The sequence below is a fragment of the Spirillospora sp. NPDC127506 genome (genome assembly GCF_040302145.1).
GTDB lineage: Bacteria > Actinomycetota > Actinomycetes > Streptosporangiales > Streptosporangiaceae > Spirillospora.
The window spans coordinates 93,424-113,090 of sequence record NZ_JBEORG010000006.1 but is presented as its reverse complement, the minus strand read 5'-3'; the positions used below and the strand labels follow the sequence as shown (position 1 = coordinate 113,090).

The 19,667-nt window shown below is 72.9% G+C and carries 18 protein-coding genes; 17 read left to right on the top strand and 1 reads right to left on the bottom strand.

Annotation, left to right across the window (positions count from 1 at the left end; genetic code table 11):
- Positions 1-99 precede the first annotated feature (99 nt).
- The 7 genes from ABTW95_RS08995 (at position 100) to ABTW95_RS08965 (ending at position 9,015) form a co-directional block, all read left to right on the top strand.
- Positions 100-3,240, top strand: a complete 3,141-nt coding sequence (locus ABTW95_RS08995; RefSeq protein ID WP_500225810.1) for a M14 family metallopeptidase — start codon at positions 100-102, stop codon at positions 3,238-3,240.
- A gap of 470 nt (positions 3,241-3,710) precedes the next feature.
- Positions 3,711-4,349 (top strand): sigma-70 family RNA polymerase sigma factor, encoded by a 639-nt coding sequence (locus ABTW95_RS08990; protein ID WP_396447265.1) that lies wholly within the window; start codon positions 3,711-3,713, stop codon positions 4,347-4,349.
- Between the two features lie 142 nt (positions 4,350-4,491).
- Positions 4,492-4,866 carry an SSI family serine proteinase inhibitor gene (locus tag ABTW95_RS08985; RefSeq protein WP_396447266.1) on the top strand — a complete coding sequence of 125 codons (375 nt, stop codon included), beginning with the start codon at positions 4,492-4,494 and terminating at the stop codon, positions 4,864-4,866.
- 143 nt (positions 4,867-5,009) lie between these two features.
- Positions 5,010-5,408 carry a CBS domain-containing protein gene (locus ABTW95_RS08980; protein ID WP_396447316.1) on the top strand — a complete coding sequence of 133 codons (399 nt, stop codon included), beginning with the start codon at positions 5,010-5,012 and terminating at the stop codon, positions 5,406-5,408.
- A 125-nt stretch (positions 5,409-5,533) separates the two neighbouring features.
- Positions 5,534-6,355: an ANTAR domain-containing protein gene (locus ABTW95_RS08975; protein WP_396447267.1), complete on the top strand. Its 822-nt coding sequence runs from the start codon at positions 5,534-5,536 to the stop codon at positions 6,353-6,355.
- Between the two features lie 131 nt (positions 6,356-6,486).
- A complete protein-coding gene (locus ABTW95_RS08970; RefSeq protein ID WP_396447268.1) occupies positions 6,487-8,454 on the top strand; it encodes a SpoIIE family protein phosphatase in 1,968 nt (655 codons plus the stop codon).
- Positions 8,455-8,505: 51 nt separating this feature from the next.
- Positions 8,506-9,015, top strand: coding sequence for a DUF6328 family protein (locus ABTW95_RS08965; protein ID WP_396447269.1), 510 nt, complete (start codon positions 8,506-8,508; stop codon positions 9,013-9,015).
- A 21-nt stretch (positions 9,016-9,036) separates the two neighbouring features.
- Here the strand turns inward: ABTW95_RS08965 and proS are convergent, their stop codons facing one another.
- Positions 9,037-10,485: a proline--tRNA ligase gene (gene proS, locus ABTW95_RS08960; RefSeq protein WP_500225805.1), complete on the bottom strand. Its 1,449-nt coding sequence runs from the start codon at positions 10,483-10,485 to the stop codon at positions 9,037-9,039.
- Between the two features lie 58 nt (positions 10,486-10,543).
- On the opposite strand from proS, the gene ABTW95_RS08955 reads away from it, so the two are divergent.
- The 10 genes from ABTW95_RS08955 (at position 10,544) to ABTW95_RS08910 (ending at position 19,665) form a co-directional block, all read left to right on the top strand.
- A complete protein-coding gene (locus ABTW95_RS08955; protein ID WP_500225803.1) occupies positions 10,544-12,244 on the top strand; it encodes a proline--tRNA ligase in 1,701 nt (566 codons plus the stop codon).
- A 49-nt stretch (positions 12,245-12,293) separates the two neighbouring features.
- Positions 12,294-12,722 (top strand): ATP-binding cassette domain-containing protein, encoded by a 429-nt coding sequence (locus ABTW95_RS08950; RefSeq protein WP_500225802.1) that lies wholly within the window; start codon positions 12,294-12,296, stop codon positions 12,720-12,722.
- Positions 12,723-12,790: 68 nt separating this feature from the next.
- Entirely contained in the window at positions 12,791-13,906 is a 1,116-nt protein-coding gene (locus ABTW95_RS08945) for a WD40/YVTN/BNR-like repeat-containing protein (protein ID WP_500225801.1), read from the top strand.
- Positions 13,903-14,199 (top strand): MoaD/ThiS family protein, encoded by a 297-nt coding sequence (locus ABTW95_RS08940; protein ID WP_500225799.1) that lies wholly within the window; start codon positions 13,903-13,905, stop codon positions 14,197-14,199. The genes ABTW95_RS08945 and ABTW95_RS08940 overlap by 4 nt, the downstream gene beginning before the upstream one ends.
- Positions 14,200-14,292: 93 nt before the next feature.
- Positions 14,293-15,258, top strand: coding sequence for a hypothetical protein (locus ABTW95_RS08935; RefSeq protein WP_500225798.1), 966 nt, complete (start codon positions 14,293-14,295; stop codon positions 15,256-15,258).
- Between the two features lie 89 nt (positions 15,259-15,347).
- The gene (locus ABTW95_RS08930; protein WP_500225796.1) at positions 15,348-16,310 is read left to right on the top strand and encodes an NAD-dependent epimerase/dehydratase family protein; all 963 of its coding nucleotides are present in this window, start codon (positions 15,348-15,350) and stop codon (positions 16,308-16,310) included.
- Entirely contained in the window at positions 16,307-17,458 is a 1,152-nt protein-coding gene (locus ABTW95_RS08925) for a glycosyltransferase family 4 protein (protein ID WP_396447283.1), read from the top strand. The genes ABTW95_RS08930 and ABTW95_RS08925 overlap by 4 nt, the downstream gene beginning before the upstream one ends.
- Before the next feature lie 10 nt (positions 17,459-17,468).
- Entirely contained in the window at positions 17,469-18,200 is a 732-nt protein-coding gene (locus ABTW95_RS08920) for a hypothetical protein (RefSeq protein WP_396447284.1), read from the top strand.
- Entirely contained in the window at positions 18,197-18,550 is a 354-nt protein-coding gene (locus tag ABTW95_RS08915; RefSeq protein WP_396447286.1) for a hypothetical protein, read from the top strand. Before ABTW95_RS08920 ends, ABTW95_RS08915 begins: the two co-directional genes overlap by 4 nt.
- Entirely contained in the window at positions 18,550-19,665 is a 1,116-nt protein-coding gene (locus ABTW95_RS08910; RefSeq protein ID WP_500225793.1) for a glycosyltransferase family 4 protein, read from the top strand. Before ABTW95_RS08915 ends, ABTW95_RS08910 begins: the two co-directional genes overlap by 1 nt.
- Positions 19,666-19,667: the final 2 nt, after the last annotated feature.

Genomic DNA, 19,667 nt, shown 5'->3' with positions numbered 1-19,667 from the left:
CCTCATCCGGATATAGGCAACTTTTGCCCCATTGACGCCTTTTGTCCCCTGTCAGACGATCACGCAACCCCCGTCGTGATCCCTGCCAGGGAGGGCGCAATGTCGCGCACGCAGTTCCGGCATCGAACACTCCACCGAAGACTCCCGCCCGTCCTCGCCGCGGCCGCGCTCCTGATCGGGACGTTCGCCGCGGCTCCCGCGGACGCCGCCCCGAAACCGTCCGCACCCGGCCCTGCCGTGGCCGTCTACGCCGCCGACCTGACCTCCGACCAGGTGAAGGTCCTCAACGGCACCGCGCTCGACCGGGAGGACGTCCGCTTCTCCAAGAGCGCGCAGAAGGACCGCGTCCACGTCGAGGCCGTCATGAGCGGCGCGCAGGCCGCCGCGCTCAACGCGCAGGGGCTCGGCCTCACCGCGAAGAACGACGCCCGCCTGCGCGCGAAGGCCGCAGCGCAGAACGTCTTCCGCCCCTACAGCGGCCCCGGCAACATCCGCGAAGAGCTGCTCAAAGTCGCCTCCGACCACGCGTCGATCGCGAAGGCCGTGGACATCGGCACGTCCGTCAAGGGTCGGCCGATCACCGCCGTCCGGGTCGCCGCCAAGGAGCGGCACGGCCATGACGGGGGACGCCGCAAGCGGCCCGTGGTGGTCTACCAGGCCGCCCAGCACGCCCGCGAGTGGATCACCCCCGAGATGGTCCGCCGGCTGCTGCACTACTACGTCGAGGGCTACGGGACGAACGCCGATGTCACGAAGATCGTCGACACGACGGAGCTGTGGTTCATCCCGGTCGTCAACGTCGACGGCTACGACCTGACGTTCCAGGACGGCTTCCGGCTGTGGCGCAAGAACGTCCGCGACAACAACGGCGACGGGCAGATCACCGGCGCGGACGGCATCGACCTCAATCGCAACTTCCCGTACAAGTGGGGCTACGACAACGAGGGCTCGTCGCCGCTGCCGGCCAGCCAGACCTACCGCGGCAAGGCTCCAGCGTCCGAGCCCGAGACGCGCGCGCAGCTGGACCTCTACAAGCGGGTCCGCCCCACCTACTTGATCAACTACCACTCGGCGGCGCAGCTGCTGCTGCACGGCGTGGGCTGGCAGGCCCTCACCCGCAGCCCGGACGACGTGATCCACGACGCGCTGCTCGGCGACATCGACCACCCGGCCGTCCCCGGCTACACGCCCGAGCTGGGCGCCCAGCTCTACACCACCAACGGCGAGACCGACGGCCACGCCGACAACGAGTACGGCACCCTCACGATCACCCCGGAGATGGCGACCTGCACCACGGCCGCCAACGAGGACCCCGACGACGCCTGGGAGCCCGGCGACTGCGGCAGCGACTTCGAGTTCCCGGACGACGAGGCGCTCATCCAGCGCGAGTTCGAGAAGAACCTGCCGTTCGCGCTGTCGGTCGGCAAGTCCGCGCGGACCCCGGACGAGCCCGTCTCCTCGGTCGGGCGCACCGCGGCCGACTTCGAGACCGACGCCTTCAGCACGTCCTACGGCTCCTCGCAGGAGGTGGCGGGCGTGATCCGCCGGTCGCTGCGGGCCAAGGAGCTGCGCTACCGCATCAACGGCGGCCGGACGCACCGCGCGCACGTCCGCGAATGGCGGGGCGGCGAGCGGTTCGGCGACGAGAACAAGACCTACTACGCCGAGTACCGGGGCACGGTCCGGCAGCGTCCGGGCGACAGGGTCGAGGTCTGGTTCGCCGGCCGGAAGGGCCACAAGCAGGTGGAGAGCAAGCACTTCACCTACAAGGTCCGCGACCAGCACAGGGCGGACGTCCTGGTCGTCGCGGACGAGGACTACACCGGGATCAACCCCACCTATCCCACCAAGGCGCCGCGCTACACGAGTCGGTACGCGGACCTCGTCAAGGCGGCGGGCCACCGGCCGCTCGTCTGGGACATCGACAAGGACGGCGCCCCGCACGACCTCGGCGTCCTGAAGCACTTCAAGGCCGTCGTCTGGTACCTCGGCGACAACCGGCTGACGCAGGACCCGGCCGACGACCCGGTGCAGACCTACATCGGCGACGCCCCCGACTCGCAGGTGGCCGACCGCGAGAAGGACCTCGTCCTCTCCGTCCGCTCCTACCTCAACGAGGGCGGCAAGCTGCTCCACACCGGCGAGACGACCGGCTACTACGGCCCGATCAGCCGGCTGAACGGCGGCGGCATCTACTACGGCCTCAAGGGCCACCCCGAGAAGCCGTGCGTGGTAAGCGGCAACTTCCGGGACGACTGCGAACTGCTGTCGGACGACTTCTTCCAGTACTACCTGGGCGCCTACGACAGGCAGCGCGTGGGAGCGCCCACGGGGTTCACCGGAGCGAAGGCGCCCTTCGGCGGGGTGACGGCGGACCTGACCGGAACCGCGACCAACCCGGTCAACGAGGCGGGCGGGTTCCAGGTCACCTCGACCGTCCTGCCCAAGGCCGACTTCCCGCAGTTCACCAGCTGGAAGGCCGGCGACTACACCGGGGCCGCCGCGCCCACCGAACCCGTCGAGGGCCAGTGGTACGTCGCAGGCCCGCACCAGGACGGCGTCTACCGCCGGCTGACCCGGACGATCGACCTGTCGGCGGTCACCGCGGCGCAGGCCCCGACCCTGCAGGCCCAGCTCTCCTACAGCACCGAGACGGGCTTCGACAACATCATCGTCGAGGCGCACACCGCCGGCGCCGAGGACTGGACCACGCTGCCCGACCGGAACGGCCGGACGAGCACCGCCGTCCCGGAGCAGTGCGAGCAGGGCTACTACCTCGACATGCACCCCTTCCTCACCCACTACCTCACGGGAGGCAACCCCTGCGGCAACACCGGCACGTCCGGTAGCTGGAACGCCTTCACCGGCAACTCCAACGGCTGGGTCCCCGCCGCGTTCGACCTGTCCGCCTACGCGGGCAAGACGATCGAGGTGTCCATCTCCTACGTGAGCGACCCCGCCAGCGGCGGGACCGGCCTGTTCATCGACGACACGAAGCTCACCACGTCCGGCGGCCAGGTCGACGCCGAAGGCTTCGAGACGGGCCTCGGCCCGTGGACGATCCAGGGCGCCCCCGCCGGCAGCCCCGGCAACGGCGCCGAGTTCGTCCGCTCCGAAGCCCTGATCGACTCCGTTTCCTCGGTGGCGACCAGGGACACCGTCCTCCTCGGCTTCGGCCTGGAGCAGTCCCCCGACGCCCGGACCCTGATGAGAAAGGCGCTGAACCACCTGCTCGGCTGACCCCTGAGCGCGGCCTCCTCGCCGGCGCCTCCGCGGCGCCGGCGGGGGGCCTGCAAGGGGCCTGCAAGGGGCCTGCAAGGGGGCCTGCAGGGGGGCCTGCGAGGGGGCCGCGCACGCAGAAACGGCGGCGCCGCACAGGCGTGTGATGAGCAACACGCGGGTCAAGGCAACCTTTTGGACCCTTCCAGGCGTCTTACAGAAAGGAAGACCACCGGCGGGTGGTCGAGCGCCCGACCAGCGCAGCCCGCGACGTCCCGGAGAACGGGGTCGCTCTGGCCTAGCCGGCCCCGCGCAGGATCCTCGGCCCACTGCCCATGCGAGGCCGGGTCCCATATCCGAACCCGCCGGGAACGGTGGCACGTACCACTCAACGGGGGGCGGCTCGTCCGCCCGGTCCGCGCGTGCCCCCGACCACGCGCCATGCAACCGGTCCCCGTCCACGGGGGCGCCACTACCACCGGGGAGCGACGATGACCGCTGTCACCACGCCTGTCCGCGACAACGGCCGCGACGCCAGCCGCAAGAACACCCGCGATTCCAGGAGCACCACGACCATCGAGAGCACCCAGCGCTACGAGCGAGACGTCCTGCCCCTCGCCGACCCCCTCTACCTGAGCGCCGTCCGGATGACCCGCAACACCGCGGACGCCGAGGACCTCGTCCAGGAGACCCTCGCCAAGGCCTACGTGAACTTCCACCAGTTCCAGGAGGGCACGAACCTCAAGGCCTGGCTGCACCGGATCCTCACCAACAACTTCATCAACACCTACCGCAAGAAGCAGCGCGAACCCCAGCGCGCCGGCTCGGAGGAGCTGGAGGAGTGGCAGCTCGCGCAGACCGAGGCGTCCTCGTCCGGCTTCCGGTCCGCCGAGTCCGAGGCGCTGGACCGCATCCCCGACTCCGAGGTGATCGCCGCGCTGCGCGCCCTCCCGAAGGACTTCCGGGACGCCGTCTACCTCGCCGACGTCGAGGGCTACGCCTACAAGGAGATCGCCGAGATGATGGGCACCCCCATCGGCACGGTGATGTCCCGCCTGCACCGCGGCCGCAAGCAGCTCCGCGAGTCGCTCGCCGGCCACCGCCGCGCCGCCCACACGCTCGCCGCGTAAGCACAGATCGAGCCGGACCCGTCCCCGGCGCCGCACCGCGTTCCCGCAACTGCCCCGTGGTTGCGGGAACGCTCGTATTCCTGCACGGTGAGTGCCCGCGCCGATACGATGAGCGACGACCCTCCAGCCGTCGGGAGTCCCGGTGCCGAATCTCGCCACGGGCGTCATCGCGGGCGCGGTGATCGCCCTCCTGCCCGCCGTCCCCCAGGGTTCGGGGACGTCCCTGCGCCTCACCCTCGCCCACCCCGGCCGGCAGCCGCCCGCCGGCCGGACGGTGACGCTGCGCTGCGACCCGCCGGGCGGCGGGCATCCCGAGGCGGCGCGGGCGTGCGCGGAGCTGAACGGGTCCGGCGGCGAGTTCGCGCATCCCCCGGACGGCCGGATGTGCACCGCCGTCCGCGCGCCGGTCGTCGCGCGCGCGGAGGGCCGGTGGCGGGGAGAGCCGGTACGATTCCGCGCCGAGTACGACAACGACTGCGCGATGAGGTCGCGGACGGGCACCGTTTTCGCGTTCTGATCACGATAAACACGGAAACGGTGGCCGAACCCGAACTGTCCGCATAGCCGCGCCGACTGCGGGTAGGGCGCGCACACGGGCTACGCGAGCCGCCGGCGATTCGGGAGGATGTGCGCGCGATGCCACCTAGGGTCCGCGACGTGATGACGGAGGCCCCGCTGTCATTGCCGCTGGACGCGACGCTGTACGAGGCGGCCCGTTTGATGCGGGACGAGGGGATCGGGGACGTGCTGGTCACCTACGCCGGACGGCTGTGCGGGGTGGTGACCGACCGCGACATCGTCGTCCGCGCCGTCGCGGAGAGCCGCGACACGTCGCTGACGTCGCTCGGGGACGTGTGCACCGCCGAGCTGACCACCGTCCGCCCCGACGACGACACCGGCACCGTGGCCCGGCTGATGTGCGAGCAGGCGGTCCGCCGGCTGCCCGTCGTGGACGCCGACCAGCGCCCGGTGGGCATCGTGTCCATCGGCGACCTCGCGGTGGCCGACGGCGGCGGCGGGCCGCTCGGCGAGATCAGCAAGGCCCCGCCCAACAACTAGGGCCGCCCGGCCCGCCGAGGGCCGCCCCGCGGCGAGGACTCCCCGATGAGGCACCGCTCATGAAGCACCAGGGACGCGGAGCGCCCGGCACGCCGCACCCGCCCGGCCAGGATAATCTCGGAGGGGTGACGCCCGCCGAAACGGTTCTGACCGACCAGCTCGCCCTGGAGATCGCCCGCCTGGGGATGGTCGGGGAGTCCTCCGACGTGGGCACGCTGCACCGGGTGACCGAGCTCGCCGCGCGCGCCGTCCCCGGCTGCGCCGGCGCCGCGAGCGTGCGGTGGGCGCTGCCCCGCGCGGCCGCGGCCGACGCGGGCTCCGCGTGGCCGCCGGCCGACACCGTCCCCGTCCCGGACACCGGCGCCGAGACCGCCATGGACGTCGGCACCGTCGAGGAGACCCGCCCCGAGCCGCTGGCGGCCGCGGCGAGCCATCCCGACCTCGCCGAGGTCACCGACCGGCAGCTGTCCCGCGGGCACGGGCCCGTCTTCGACGTGGTGCGGGGGCGCCGCGCCCTGACCTCCGACGACATCCTCGCCGAGACCCGCTGGCCCGAGTCGATGTCGGACATGCTGCGCCGCGGGGTGCGCTGCTTCATCATCACCCCGCACCTGAACCCGCCCGTCCTGGTCACGCTGACCCTGTACGGGGTGACCCCGAAGTCGCTCGGCCACGGCCACCACGGGCTGGCGTCGCTGCTGATCGCGCAGGGAACCGCCGCCGTCTCCAACAGCCAGCAGTACGACGTCGTGCACCGCACCGCCGTCCAGCTGCAGGAGGCCGTCGAGGCGCGCGCGGTCGTCGACCAGGCGAAGGGCATTCTCATGCACGCGCTGGGCTGCGGCGCCGACGAGGCGTTCGCCGAGATGCGCCGCATCTCGCAGACGCGCCATGTGAAGCTGACCGCCCTCGCACAGCGTATCGTCGGGCGGCAGGGCCTTCCTTAGGCCGCGCTTACAGACCCATGCACGTGATGCGAATAGGCTGCTCGCAGCGGCCCCGCGGGATCGTGGCCCGGCCCGGTGCGGGCGGGAGCCGAGCTGGTTCCACCGTGTGACGCGGACGAGAGGGAGACCAGATGCACGATCGGCCAGACCAGCTCGAACCCGAGTCCCTGATGCGGGAGATCTCGGACCTCGAAGGACGCATCGGCGAACTGCGCCAGGCCGCGGGCGTCCCGGAGCCGGACCTGCGCGCCACCCTGGAGGCGGCGCTGGTCGAGCTCGAGCTGGCACTGACCGTGCTGCGCACGATGGGCGGCGAGCAGACCGGCGAGCAGGGCGGGTCGGCCGCCGCGGAGAACGAGCGCCGGGTGCTGCGCACCGTCTTCCAGGACGCGCCGGTCCCGCTGTTCCTGCTGGACCGGACGACGAGCGTCCGCCGCGTCAACCGGCAGGCCGCCACGCTGCTCGGCACGTCCTCCGGGTACGTGTCGGGCAAGCAGTTCACGGCGTTCTGCGACATGGCGACCCGCGCCGCGGTGCGGTCGCAGCTGGCCGCCGTGGTCCGCACGGGGCGCCGCCGCCGCGTGAACGTCCGCTTCCTCGGCCGGGACCGCCCGGTCGACGCGGTGGTGACGCTGGCCCGGGTGTGGATCCGCGGCGAGCCCGACCCGATGGTCGTGGTGGCGGCCGGCCCGACGAGCACGCCCGCCGACGACAAGGCCCGCACGGGCGGCGCGCGGGACCGGGCGCGCACGGCGCAGAACGCGTCGGTCGACGACGAGGCCGTGGCCACGATCGTGCACCGGATGGACGTCCTCGCCACCGCGAGCGAGCTGCTGCTGGACGAGCCGGTCTTCAACGAGACGGTGGCGGTGCGGCGCTGCGCCCGGCTGCTCGCCGCCGAGCTGGCCGACTGGGCGTTCATCGACCTGACCGGCCCGAACGGCGGCCCCGGCGGCGGCCTCCAGGGCGGCATCCACGCGGCGGGGGCGGCGCCCGAGCTGCGGCGCCAGGTGGTGATGGGGCCGGAGGACGAGCACTCCGTCGAGGCGGCGCGGATGCTGGAGGAGGTCGAGCCGGCGCAGGGCACGCTCCCGCACACTGTGTTCGTCACCCGGCAGAGCGCGCTGCGGCCGCACGTGGAGAACCTCGACGTGCTCGGCGTCTGCCCGGACGGCAACCCCGTCTGCGGCAAGATCGGCGCGACCTCGGTGCTGAGCGTGCCGATCGAGGACGGCGACCGCGCCATTGGAACGATCACGCTGGCGGCGAGCGGCGAGTACGGCCCGTTCGACCTGATGGACCTCGGCGTGGTGCAGCGGCTCGGCCGGTACCTGGCGCTGGTGATCCGGGCGGCCCGGCTGTACCGGCGGCGCGCGGAGGTCGCCGACACGCTGCAGGCGGGGCTGCTGCCGAAGTCGCTGCCGGCGATCCCGGGCGTGAGCGTGGCCGCGAAGTACCTGACGTCCACGCACGGCTCGGACGTGGGCGGCGACTTCTACGACGTGTTCCGCACGGAGAGCGGCTGGGGCCTCGTCCTCGGCGACGTGTGCGGCAAGGGCGAGGACGCGGCGGCGGTGACGGCGACGGCGCGGCACTGCGTCCGGCTGGCGTCGCGGTGGAAGGCGTCCCCCGGCGACGTCCTCGGCATCGTCAACGAGGCGCTGATGGACGAGGACCGGTTCGTCACGGCGGTCATGGCGGGCCTGACGCTGGAGACCGAGAAGGTCATCGTCTCGCTGGGCACCGCCGGCCACCCGCCCGCGATCGTGGTGCGGGCCGACGGAGTGATCAGGTCGGCGTCCCGGGGCGGCGTCCCGCTCGGCCTGTTCGAGGACTTCGAGGCGGGCCTCGACGTGATCGACCTGACCGTCGGCGACACGCTGATCCTGCACTCCGACGGCGTCCTGGAGGCGTGCGACATGACGCGGCAGGAGTTCGGGCAGGAGCGGCTGCTGGAGGCGCTCGCCGCGCACGCCGGCGGCACCCCGGAGCAGATGCTCGCCGGGGTGGAGCAGGCGCTGCTGGAGTTCTGCGACGGCGACCTGCGCGACGACGTGTCGATGCTCGCGCTGCGCGTGGAACCGCCCACCCTGGTGTAGGACGCGGCGAATGCCGGGATGACGGTCGTCCGCGAGGGGTAGATCGGGTACATGACCGTCGATCCCGCCGACAAGCCGCGCAACGAGACCGAGCACGAGCGGCTCGACCGGCAGCTGATGGAGCTCCTGCAGGGCTTCCGGGTCGCGACGACCGGCGTGCAGGTGCTGTTCGCGTTCCTGCTGACGGTCCCGTTCTCCGCCGGGTTCGACAAGGTCGACGGCACCGGGACCGTGCTGTTCTACCTGGCGCTGTTCGGCGCGGCGGTGGCGTCCATCTGCTTCATCTCACCGGCGTTCCACCACCGGATCCTGTTCCGGCTCGGGCAGAAGCCGCTGCTGATCCGGCGCGCCAACCGGTACGGGATCGTGGGCGCCGCCGCGCTGGCGATCTCCATCACCTCGGCGACGATGCTGATCGTCGAGTCGCTGGAGGAGGAGACGGTCGCGGTGGTCCTCACGGCCGTGGCGGTCCTGGGCTTCTCCGGCTGGGTGTGGTTCGTGCAGCCGTACCTGACCCGGATGACGGCGAACGCCCGCGCGGCCGACACCGAGGACGGCTGACCGCGCGGGCGCCCCGCCGGCTCAGTAGGCGCGGCCGAAGATCACGCGCTTGCCGTAGGCGGACGGGCGGCCGCACTTCACGCAGACGCCGCTCTCCTCCGGCGCGTCGGCCGGGATGACGCGCGGGGTCGCGGCGGTGTCGGCCTTGATCGCGTCCTCGCAGCCGGTCTCGCCGCAGTGGAACGCGCGGGCCCATCCGGTCGCGACCTGCGCGGCGAACGCGTCCCAGCCGTCCACCACGGCGGTGTGGTCGTCGCGAAACTTCTCCGCCCTGGCCAGCAGGAACGCCTGGAAGTCGGCGAGCAGCCCGGGCAGCGTCCCGGGCACCTTGTCGAGCGGGATCTGCTCCTTGCCCTGCCCCTCGACGGTCGGCAGCCGCCGGACGACCGTCGCGACGCCGGCCTCGATGTCGCGCTTGCCGAGTTCGATGCGGACCGGGACGCCGCGCATCTCCCACTCGTTGAACTTGAAGCCGGGCGACAACTGCGGGCGGTTGTCGTCCACGTGCACGCGGATGCCCGCCGCCTTGATCGCCGCGCCCAGCCTGCGGGCCTCGGCGGCGGCCTGCTCGCCCTGCTCCTTGCGCCCGATCGGCACGATGACGACCTGGTAGGGGGCGATGCGCGGAGGCAGGACGAGGCCCTTGTCGTCCCCGTGCGTCATGATCACGCCGCCGAGCATGCGGGTGCTCATCCCCCAGGACGTGGTGTGGGCGTGCGTGAGCTTGCCCGACACGTCCTGGTACTGGATGTCGAACGCCTTGGCGAAGTTCGTGCCGAGGTAGTGCGACGTGCCGGACTGCAGCGCCCGGCCGTCCCGCATCATGACCTCGATCGTGTACGTGCGGACGGCGCCGGCGAACCGCTCCCCGGGCGTCTTCTCTCCCGCGACGGCGGGCATCGCGGCGAGGTCGCGGGCGACGGCGGCGTAAGCGTCCAGCGCCCACATCGTCTCGCGCATCGCGTCGTCCTCGTCGATGTGCGCGGTGTGGCCCTCCTGCCAGAGGAACTCGGTGGTGCGCAGGAACATCCGGGGCCGCATCTCCCACCGGACGACGTTCGCCCACTGGTTCAGCAGCAGCGGCAGGTCGCGGTGCGAGTCGATCCACTTGGCCATGTACTCGCCGATGACGGTCTCGGACGTCGGCCGCACGACGAGCGGCTCCTCCAGGTCCTTGCCGCCCGCGTGGGTGACGACCGCCAGCTCCGGGGAGAAGCCCTCGACGTGCTCGGCCTCGCGCTTGAGGTAGGACTCCGGGATGAACATCGGGAAGCAGGCGTTGTCGTGCCCCGCGTCCTTGATTCGCCGGTCCAGGTCGGCCTGGAGCAGCTCCCACATCCGGTAACCGTACGGTCGGATGACCATCGTGCCGCGAACCGGGCCACGGTCGACGAGCTGGGCCTGCACGACCACCTCGTTGTACCAGGCGGAGAAATCCTCGCTCTGCGGCGTCACACCTTCTCGACTCACGGCAAACAAGGGTACTGACCGGCGGCGGCGGGCAGGAACGATTGGCTAGGCTCGCCAGATGCGCTGGTCCCAGATGTTCGTGCCCACGCTCCGCGAGGACCCCGCCGAGGCGGACGCGCCGAGCCACCGGCTGCTGCTGCGCGCCGGGTTCGTCCGGCAGCTCACCGCCGGGCACTACTCGCTGCTGCCGCTGGCCGTGCGCGTCCGGTCGAAGATCATCCAGATCGTGCGCGAGGAGATGGACGCGATCGGCGCGCAGGAGATGCTGCTCCCGGCGCTGCACCCGGCGGAGCCGTGGCAGCGGTCGGGTCGCTGGGACCTCATGGGCCAGGAGATGTTCCGCCTCCGCGACCGGCGCGGCGCCGACCACGCCCTCGGCATGACGCACGAGGAGATCTTCGCGACCGTCGCCCGCGAGCTGAGCTCCTACAAGCAGCTTCCGCAGCAGTGGTACCAGTTCCAGACGAAGTTCCGGGACGAGCCGCGCCCCAAGGGCGGCCTCATGCGGACCCGCGAGTTCACCATGAAGGACGCCTACAGCTTCGACATCGACCGCGCCGGCCTGGACGCGTCGTTCGACGCCTACCACGGCGCCTACACGCGGATCTTCGCCCGGCTGGGCATCCCGGCGCTGCCGTGCGAGGCGTCCAGCGGCACCATGGGCGGCTCCGGCTCGACGGAGTTCATGTGCCCCGCCGACGTCGGCGAAGACCTCGTCGCCCACTGCCCGGCCTGCGGCTACGCGGCGAACATCGAGCGCGCGACCTCGGCGCTGCCGCCCGCGTCCGACGGCCCCGGCCCGGACGCGCCGGAGCGCTTCGACACGCCCGGCGTCCGGACCATCGAAGACCTCGAGGCGTACGACGCGCCCGCCGACCGGCAGATCAAGACGCTCGTCTACCTCCTGAACGGCGCGCTCACGCTTGTGCTGCTGCGCGGCGACCACCCGCTCAACGAGCAGAAGCTGGTGGACGCGACGGGCGCGGCCGACATCCGCGCCGCCGAGCCGGACGAGATCCGGGACGCGCTCGGGGCCCTCCCGGGCAGCCTCGGCGCCGTGGGCGCGGCCCTCCCGGTGATCGCGGACGAGGCGCTGCGCGGCCGCCGCGACATGTTCACCGGCGCGAACACCGACGACGTCCACCTGCGCGGTGTGTCGGTCGAACGCGACATCAATGTGGGCACCTGGGCCGACCTGCGCGAGGTCGCCGCCGGCGAGCCCTGCGTCCGCTGCGGGTCTCCGCTGGAGATCGTGCGGGCCATCGAGGTGGGCCACATCTTCAAGCTCGGCGACCGCTACGCCCGCGCCCTCGGTGTCGAGGTCCTGGATCCGGACGGCAAGCTCGTCCCGGTGATCATGGGCAGCTACGGGATCGGCGTGGAGCGCGCGATGGCCGCGATCGTCGAGACCCACCACGACGAGCGCGGCATCGTCTGGCCCGTCTCCGTCGCCCCGTTCCAGGCGGCGGTCGTCCCGGCCCAGTCGGACGACGAGGACGTGGCGAAGGCGGCCGAGGGCGTCTACGCCGCGCTGCGCTCGGCGGGCGTCGAGACGGTGATCGACGACCGCCGCGAGCGCGCGGGCGTGAAGTTCCGCGACGTGGAGCTGACCGGCATCCCGTTCCGCGTCACGATCGGCCGGCGCAGCCTGGCCGAAGGCGCGGCCGAGATCAACACCCGCGCCACCGGCGAAACGTCCAAGATCGCCTTGGACGAGGTCGCCGCCCACATCGAGTCGCTGCTGGCGAAAACCGTTTGACGCTCTCGTCATCCCCTCCGGAGACTCGGGTGGTCACCGAGGGGGAGCCGTGGGGCACGTCGAAGTCGGACACATCAGCCATGTACTGCCGGACGGCAGGAGGCTGCTGGACGACGTCTCCTTCCGCGTCGGCGACGGCGTCACGGCCGCGCTCGTGGGTCCGAACGGCGCGGGCAAGACGACCCTCCTGCGGCTGATCGCCGGGGACCTCACGCCCCAGTCCGGAACCGTCGGGCACAGCGGCGGCATCGGCGTGATGCGCCAGTTCATCGGCAGCATGCGCGACGACTCGTCCGTCCACGACCTGCTGCTGTCCCTGGCGCCGCCGCGCGTCCGCGAAGCGGCCGCGGCCGTCGAGGCGGCCGAGCTGGCGATGATGGAACGCGACGACGAGCCGACCCAGCTCCGCTACGCCACGGCCCTGGCGGGCTGGGGCGCTGATCCGCGCCGGGCGCGGATCAGCGGCGCGGGACGATGAGTTTCGGCGGTGGCGGGAGTCGGTATCTCCGGTCGAAGCATGCCTGACGGCGCTCGGAGGGAGCAGCCATGAGCGGAGTGCGGGTTCTGGTCGGGACGCGCAAGGGCGCGTTCATCCTCACCGCGGACGGGACACGAAAGGACTGGGAGGTCAGCGGGCCGCACTTCGGGGGGTGGGAGATCTACCACGTCGCCGGGTCGCCCGCCGATCCGGCGCGGCTGTACGCGTCGCAGTCCACGGGGTGGTTCGGGCAGCTGATCCAGCGGTCCGACGACGGCGGCGCCACGTGGCGGCCGGTGGGCAACGAGTTCGCCTACGCGGGCGTCCCCGGGACGCACCAGTGGTACGACGGCACGCCGAAGCCGTGGGAGTTCAAGCGCGTCTGGCATCTGGAGGCGTCGCCGACGGACCCGGACATCGTCCACGCGGGCATCGAGGACGCCGCGCTCTTCCGGTCGGCCGACGGCGGCGCGACCTGGCAGGAGCTTCCCGGGCTGCGCGAGCACGGCTCGGGGCCGGCGTGGCAACCGGGGGCGGGCGGGCTGTGCCTGCACACGATCGTCCGGGACCCGGTCGACGCGGCCCGCATGTACGTGGCGATCTCGGCGGCGGGCGTGTTCCGGACGGACGACGCCGGCAAGACGTGGCGGCCGGCCAACCGCGGGCTGCGCTCGGAGGGCATCCCCGACCAGGACGCCGAGGTCGGGCACTGCGTGCACCGCATCGCGATGCATCCGGCACGCCCCGAGGTGCTGTACATGCAGAAGCACTGGAACGTCATGCGCAGCGACGACGCGGGCGAGACGTGGCACGAGATCAGCGGCGACCTGCCGAGCGACTTCGGGTTCCCGATCGCCGTGCACGCGCACGAGCCCGACACGGTGTACGTCGTCCCGATCAAGAGCGACTCCGAGCACTACCCGCCGGAGGGGCGGCTGCGCGTCTACCGCAGCCGCGTCGGCGGGAACGAGTGGGAGCCGCTGACCGCCGGTCTGCCGCAGGAGCACTGCTACGTGAACGTCCTGCGGGACGCGATGGCCGTCGACTCGCTCGACTCGTGCGGCGTCTACTTCGGCACGACGGGCGGGCAGGTGTACGCGTCCGCCGACGCCGGCGACACCTGGGCGCCCATCGTGCGCGACCTGCCGGCCGTGCTGTCGGTGGAAGTCCAGACGCTGCCATGATCCGCGTCGTGCTGCCCGCGCACCTGAGGGTGCTCGCCGGTGTGCGGGGCGAGGTGGAACTCGACGTCCCCGGGCCGGTGACGCTGTGCTCCGTCCTGGACGCGCTGGAGGGGCGGTACCCGGTGCTGCGCGGCACGATCCGCGACCGCGCCACCGGCCGCCGCCGCGCGTTCGTCCGCTTCTACGCCTGCGAGGAGGACCTCTCCCACGACCCGCCGGAGACCGTCCTGTCCGAGCGGGTCGCCACCGGCGCCGAGCCGTTCATGGTCGTAGGCGCCATGGCCGGCGGCTGACCCGTCGATCCGCGGCGAAGCTCGACATTTTCGTGGCGTGCCGTCTCCTCGATGTCCTACGGTGATCGGCCGGAGCGAGGCAGGGAGACGGCGATGAGGGTGAGTTTCGACGCGGCGTACGGCGACCGCGCGGTACTGGACGCGGTGGCGGCGCTGCGGACCGGGGACCGGCGGCCCGCCGCCGCGCTGCTGCGGGAGACCGGCGGCGACTGGGACCGCAAGGCGCACCGGGTCGACCGGCTCGCCCAAGACGCGGACTGCCACCGGGCGATCGCGGAATGGGCGGCGGCAGAGCCGGGCAGCGCCGACGCCCAGATGGTCCACGCGAGGGCGCTGGTGGTCCGGGCCTGGGCCGTCCGCGGCACCTCCTACGCCAGGTACGTCCGCAGCAGCGCCTGGTCCGACTTCTTCGAGGGGCTCCGGGCCGCCGACGCCGCCCTGCCGGACGCCATCGCGCAGGCGCCGGAGGACCCCACGCCGTGGGCGGTCGCGGTCCTGCTGGCCCGCGGGCTGCAGGTCTCCCGCCAGGACTTCCGGTCCCGCTGGGACGGGCTCGTCCAGCGCGATCCGGGGCACGTGGCCGGGCACTACCACGCGTTGCAGTACCTGTGCGCCAAGTGGTCCGGCTCCCACGACGAGATGTTCGCCTTCGCCGACGGGGCCTCGGACGGTGCGCCGCCCGGCTCGCCGCTGCACGTCCTGCCGGTGTTCGCGGTGATCGAGTACGCGATGGCCCTGGCGGACGGCCGCGTGCAGGGCGAGACCGAGGTCCGCTTCTGGAAGGGCGCACGGGCCGCGCAGGCGGTGGAGCGCGCCGTGGAACTCTGGGAGAAGCCCGCCGCCGAGCGCGGGACCCCGCCGCACGCCAGGGCGGTGTTCGACCGCATGCACCTGGCCTTCTGCGCCACCCGGATCGGTTCCCGAGCCGTCGCCGCGCGCCAGTTCCGGGCCATGGGTCCCTACTGCTCGGAGATGCCGTGGGCGGCTTTCGTCCCCCTGCCCCGGTTCCAGACCCGCGTCCACCGGCGGATCACCCTCACCGTCCATCGGCGTCCGTGAACGGCTCCGCCGGACGGGTCGGTCGTGTCCCGGGTGAGCAGGGACGGGAGCCCTGTCCGCGTTCGGGCATGGGCGGATAAAGTGCCCGCGTGCGGGTGGTTGTGACTGGTGCGGCGGGGTTCATCGGGAGCCATGTGGTCGACGCGCTTTCGGGCGCGGGGCACGAGGTTCTCGCCGTTGACGCGCCCTCGCGGTCGCTCACTCCCCAGGTGGCGCGGCGGACGTGGGCGGAACTCCAGGTGCGGCCCGGGGTCGTCGCGGCTGATATTGACCTTGCCGTGGACGAGTTGGACGCCGTCGCCGCGGCGGACGTCGTCGTCCATCTGGCGGGGCGGCCGGGCGTGCGGGACTCGTGGGGGCCCGGACGGGCCGTAGCCGAGCGGGACAATGTGACCGCTACGCGGCGCCTTCTCGCGGCGTGCATGGAGGCGCGGCGCAGGCCGAAGGTCGTGGTCGCGTCGAGTTCGTCGGTGTACGGGTCGGCGGGGCGCAGGCCGAACCGGGAGGACGACCCGCTGCGGCCCGAGAGCCCCTACGCGGTCAGCAAGGCCGAGGTGGAGCGGCTCGCCCGGCTGGCGGCGGAGGCCGGGCTGCGCACCGTGCTGCTCAGGTACTTCTCCGTCTACGGGCCCCGGCAGCGGCCCGACATGGCGTTCCACCGGTTCGTGGAGGCGGCACTGGACGGGCGTCCGCTGCCCGTGTTCGGGGACGGGCTCAGGTCGCGCAGCTTCACCCATGTCAGGGACGTCGTCATCGCGACGCTCGCGGCGGCGGCCGAGGAGCTGCCGCCCGGTATCGCCATCAACGTCGGTCATCAGGAGCATGTGGCCGTGCGGGACGCGGTCGCCATGCTGACCGGCGCCCTCGGCGTCCGGGCGGAGATCCGGCGGGAGACGCCGGTGGCCGGGGACGCGTCCCGGACGTGGGCCGACATCGGGCGCGCCCGGCGGCTCCTGGGCTGGACGCCCGCGATCGGCCTGGCGGAGGGCCTCGACGATCAGATCGCCTGGCACCGGGCGCTGCGGACGGTGGAGGAGGTGCGGGTCGGGTGAGGCATAGGGCGGCCTATGTCGCGTTCGACCGGTTCCCGTCCAGCAAGGGTTCGGCGGTGCACATCGCGCAGATGGCCGACGAGCTGTTCGCGCGGTACGGCGGCGGGCTCCTCGGCGTGATCGGCGGTGGCGGCCTGCCCCGCTACCAGCGCGAGGGGACGCGGGAGATCGCGCGGTTCGACGCGCGGATCCCCAACCTGATCGACCGGGCCGAGGCGTTCTCCGAGTGGGTCGCGCACCATCTGGCGCCGCACTGGGAGACCCTGGAGGTCTGCCACGTCCGGGATCCGTGGAGCGCGCTCCCGGCGGTCGCGGACGGGCGCCGCCACAAGGTCGTGTACGAGGTCAACGGCCTGCCGTCCATCGAGATGAGCCACACGTGGCCGTGGGCGGCGCCGAGCACGCTCGGCAAGATCCGCGAGCTGGAGCGGTTCTGCCTGGAGCGCAGCGACGCGGTCGTGGTGCCGTCGCGGGTGATCGGCGAGGCCGTCCGGGAGCGGGGCGTGCCCGGCGACCGGATCCACCTGGTCCCGAACGGCGCCGACGTTCCCCGTGAAACCGAACGCCCGGCCGACGCGCCTGAACGGTATGTCATCTATGTCGGCGCCCTGCAACCGTGGCAGGGGCTGGACGTGCTGATGCGGGCGTTCGCCCGGCTCGCCGACCTGCCCGGGCTGCGGCTGGTGGTCTGCGCGTCCGTCCCGGAGCGGCGGGCGAAACCGGCGCGGCGGCTGGCCGAGCGGCTCGGGGTCGCCGAGCGGGTCGACTGGCGGTTCACGCTGCCGCACCACGAGGTCGCCGCGTGGCTGGCGCACGCCGAGGCGTCGGTGGCGCCGCTGACCGGCTGCGCCCGCAACCTGGACCAGGGCTGCGCGCCGCTGAAGGTGATCGAGTCGATGGCCGCGGGCGTCCCGGTCGTCGCCTCGGACCTGCCGGCGGTGCGCGAGCTGATGGCGGACGGCGAGCACGGGCGGCTGGTCCCGGCCGACCGCCCCGCCGAGCTGGCCCGGGCCGTGCGCATCCTGCTGGAGTACCCGGACGAGGCCGCCGCGATGGGGCGGAGGGGCCGCGAGCACATCGAGGAGAGCCTGACCTGGGCGCGGTCGCGCGCCCGGCTGGCCGAGGTCTACCGCACGCTGGACCGATAGGTGGGATGTCATGTTCTGGCGTAAGCAGAAGGCCGCCATCGCGCGGTTCCATCCGCTGCACAGGTCGCTGACGCTGGAGAAGGGCTTCTCCGTCTCGCTGCCGCGGGACGAGTGGGAGCCGGTGATCGCGAGCATCGCGGGCCACGGCGCGGTGGTGAGGCGGAAGAAGTGGCGGCTGCACCAGCGCGTCCCGGGGGTGCTCGTGCCGATGCTGCGGGTGCTCGCCGCCGACATGGCGCCGGACGGGGTGCTGGCCGTGGCGGCGGACATGCGCGGCGCGCAGGTCCCGGAGAAGAACGGCCCGAAGCAGTCGCTGCCCTCCCGCCCGCCGATCTCCGGGCTGAAGCAGTGGTACGCGTTCGATCCGTGGCTGCGGATGCGGGCGCAGCTGCGCGACGGCAGCGTCCTGGACGTCGTGGTGACCGACCGGGTGCGCAGGCGCACCTACCGCAAGCGGAACCCGCGCGGGAAGATCAAGCTCAAGAGCAAGTCGAAGACGGTGCAGCTGGTGCGGGTCACCCGGCGGCTGCCGAAGGACGCGGTCGTCCAGCGGCCCCCGTCGCCGCCGCCCGGCTGGGTCCGGGTCCAGGTCAAGCAGGGCAGGCGGACGGTGATCCGGGCGAGCGGGAAGTTCCCCGGCCCGCGGGAGGACCAGGGGCTGGTCGACCTGATCCTGCAGGTGTCGACGGAGCCGTTCCGATGGACGCCGCCCGGCGCGGCGGCCGCGAGGAGGACCAAGTGACCCGCTGCGGTGTGACGACCGGATTCTTCGTGCTGGGACGCTGCGGCCAGGCCGCGGTGGCGTCCTGCCCGCAGTGCCGCCGCGCCGTCTGCGCCGCGCACGCCGCGCAGGGCGGGCTGTGCCCAGAGTGCGCGGCCGCGCAGGGGTACGGGACGCAGGACCCGCACCACCCGGCGTGGGCGGGCGGGTACCGGCGCCGCTACTACCGGAGCAGCTCCGAGGCCTACAACGACGTGTACTGGTACTCGGCGTTCGACGAGTACGACCGCGGGGCGTTCAACCCGGGTGACGACTTCTCGTACGGGGGCGACTGGGGGCCGGACGACGACACCGGGTTCGTGGACAGCTGATGCCGCGCGTCCTGTGGCTCACCGAGCACTACCCGCCGAGCCGCGGCGGCATGGCGCAGTCGTGCGACCGGATCGTGCGGGGGCTGCGCGGCGCGGGCGTCGAGCTCGACGTCGCCCACCTGACCCGCCGCGCCCGCCCGTGGGGCGTGCGGCGCGAGCACGGCGGGCGGCTGCTGACCGCCCCGCTCGGGGACGACTCCGAGCACGCGCTGCGCCGGCTGTGGACGACGATCAACGCCGAGAACCTGGCGGGCTACAGCCATGTGGTCGCGTTCGGCGGCGTGTACGCGATGCTCGCGGCGCCCGTCCTGTCGGCGCTGCTGGACGCGCCGCTGGTCACGCTGCTGCGCGGCAACGACATCGACGTCGGCGTGTTCTCGATGCGGCGGCGCGGGGTGCTGGCGGACGCGCTGCGCGCCTCGTCCCGCGTCTGCGTCGTCGCCCGGTCGCACGCGCCGCTGGTGGCGGCGCTCGCCCCGGACGTCCCCGTCGCGTTCGTGGCGAACAGCGTCGACACCGCGCAGTGGCGGATCCTGCCGTCCGAGCGGGCCAAGGGCGAGGCGTGGCGGGAGGGGAACGTCGCGCCGGGCCGCCGCACGATCGGCCTCATCGGGCAGCTCAAGGTCAAGAAGGGCGTCGGCTTCCTCCTCGACGCGCTCGCCGCGTCGGGCCGCGCCGACCGGTTCCACCTGCTGCTGGTCGGCGAGGTCGAGGAGTCGGTGCGGGAATGGCTGGCCGGGCGCGACGTCCCCCACTCGTTCCTGCCGTTCATGGACCGCTACGACCTCCCGGCCGTCTACGCGAGCTGCGACCTGGTCGCCCTGCCGTCGTTCTACGACGGGATGCCGAACGTCGCGCTGGAGGCGGCGGCGCTCGGCGTGCCGCTGCTCGCGTCGGACGGCGGCGGGCTCGCCGACCTGGTGGACGACGAGATCGGGTTCACGTTCCCGGCCGGGGACGCGCACGCCTGCCGGGCGGCGGTCGACCGGGCCGCGCGGGCGGGCGCCGAGGAGCTGGCGAAGCTGGGCGCGGCGGGCGCGGAGCGGGTCCGCCGCGACTTCACGCCCGCCGCCGAGACCGCCGGGTACCTGGCCGTCCTCGGCGCGGCCCGGTGACC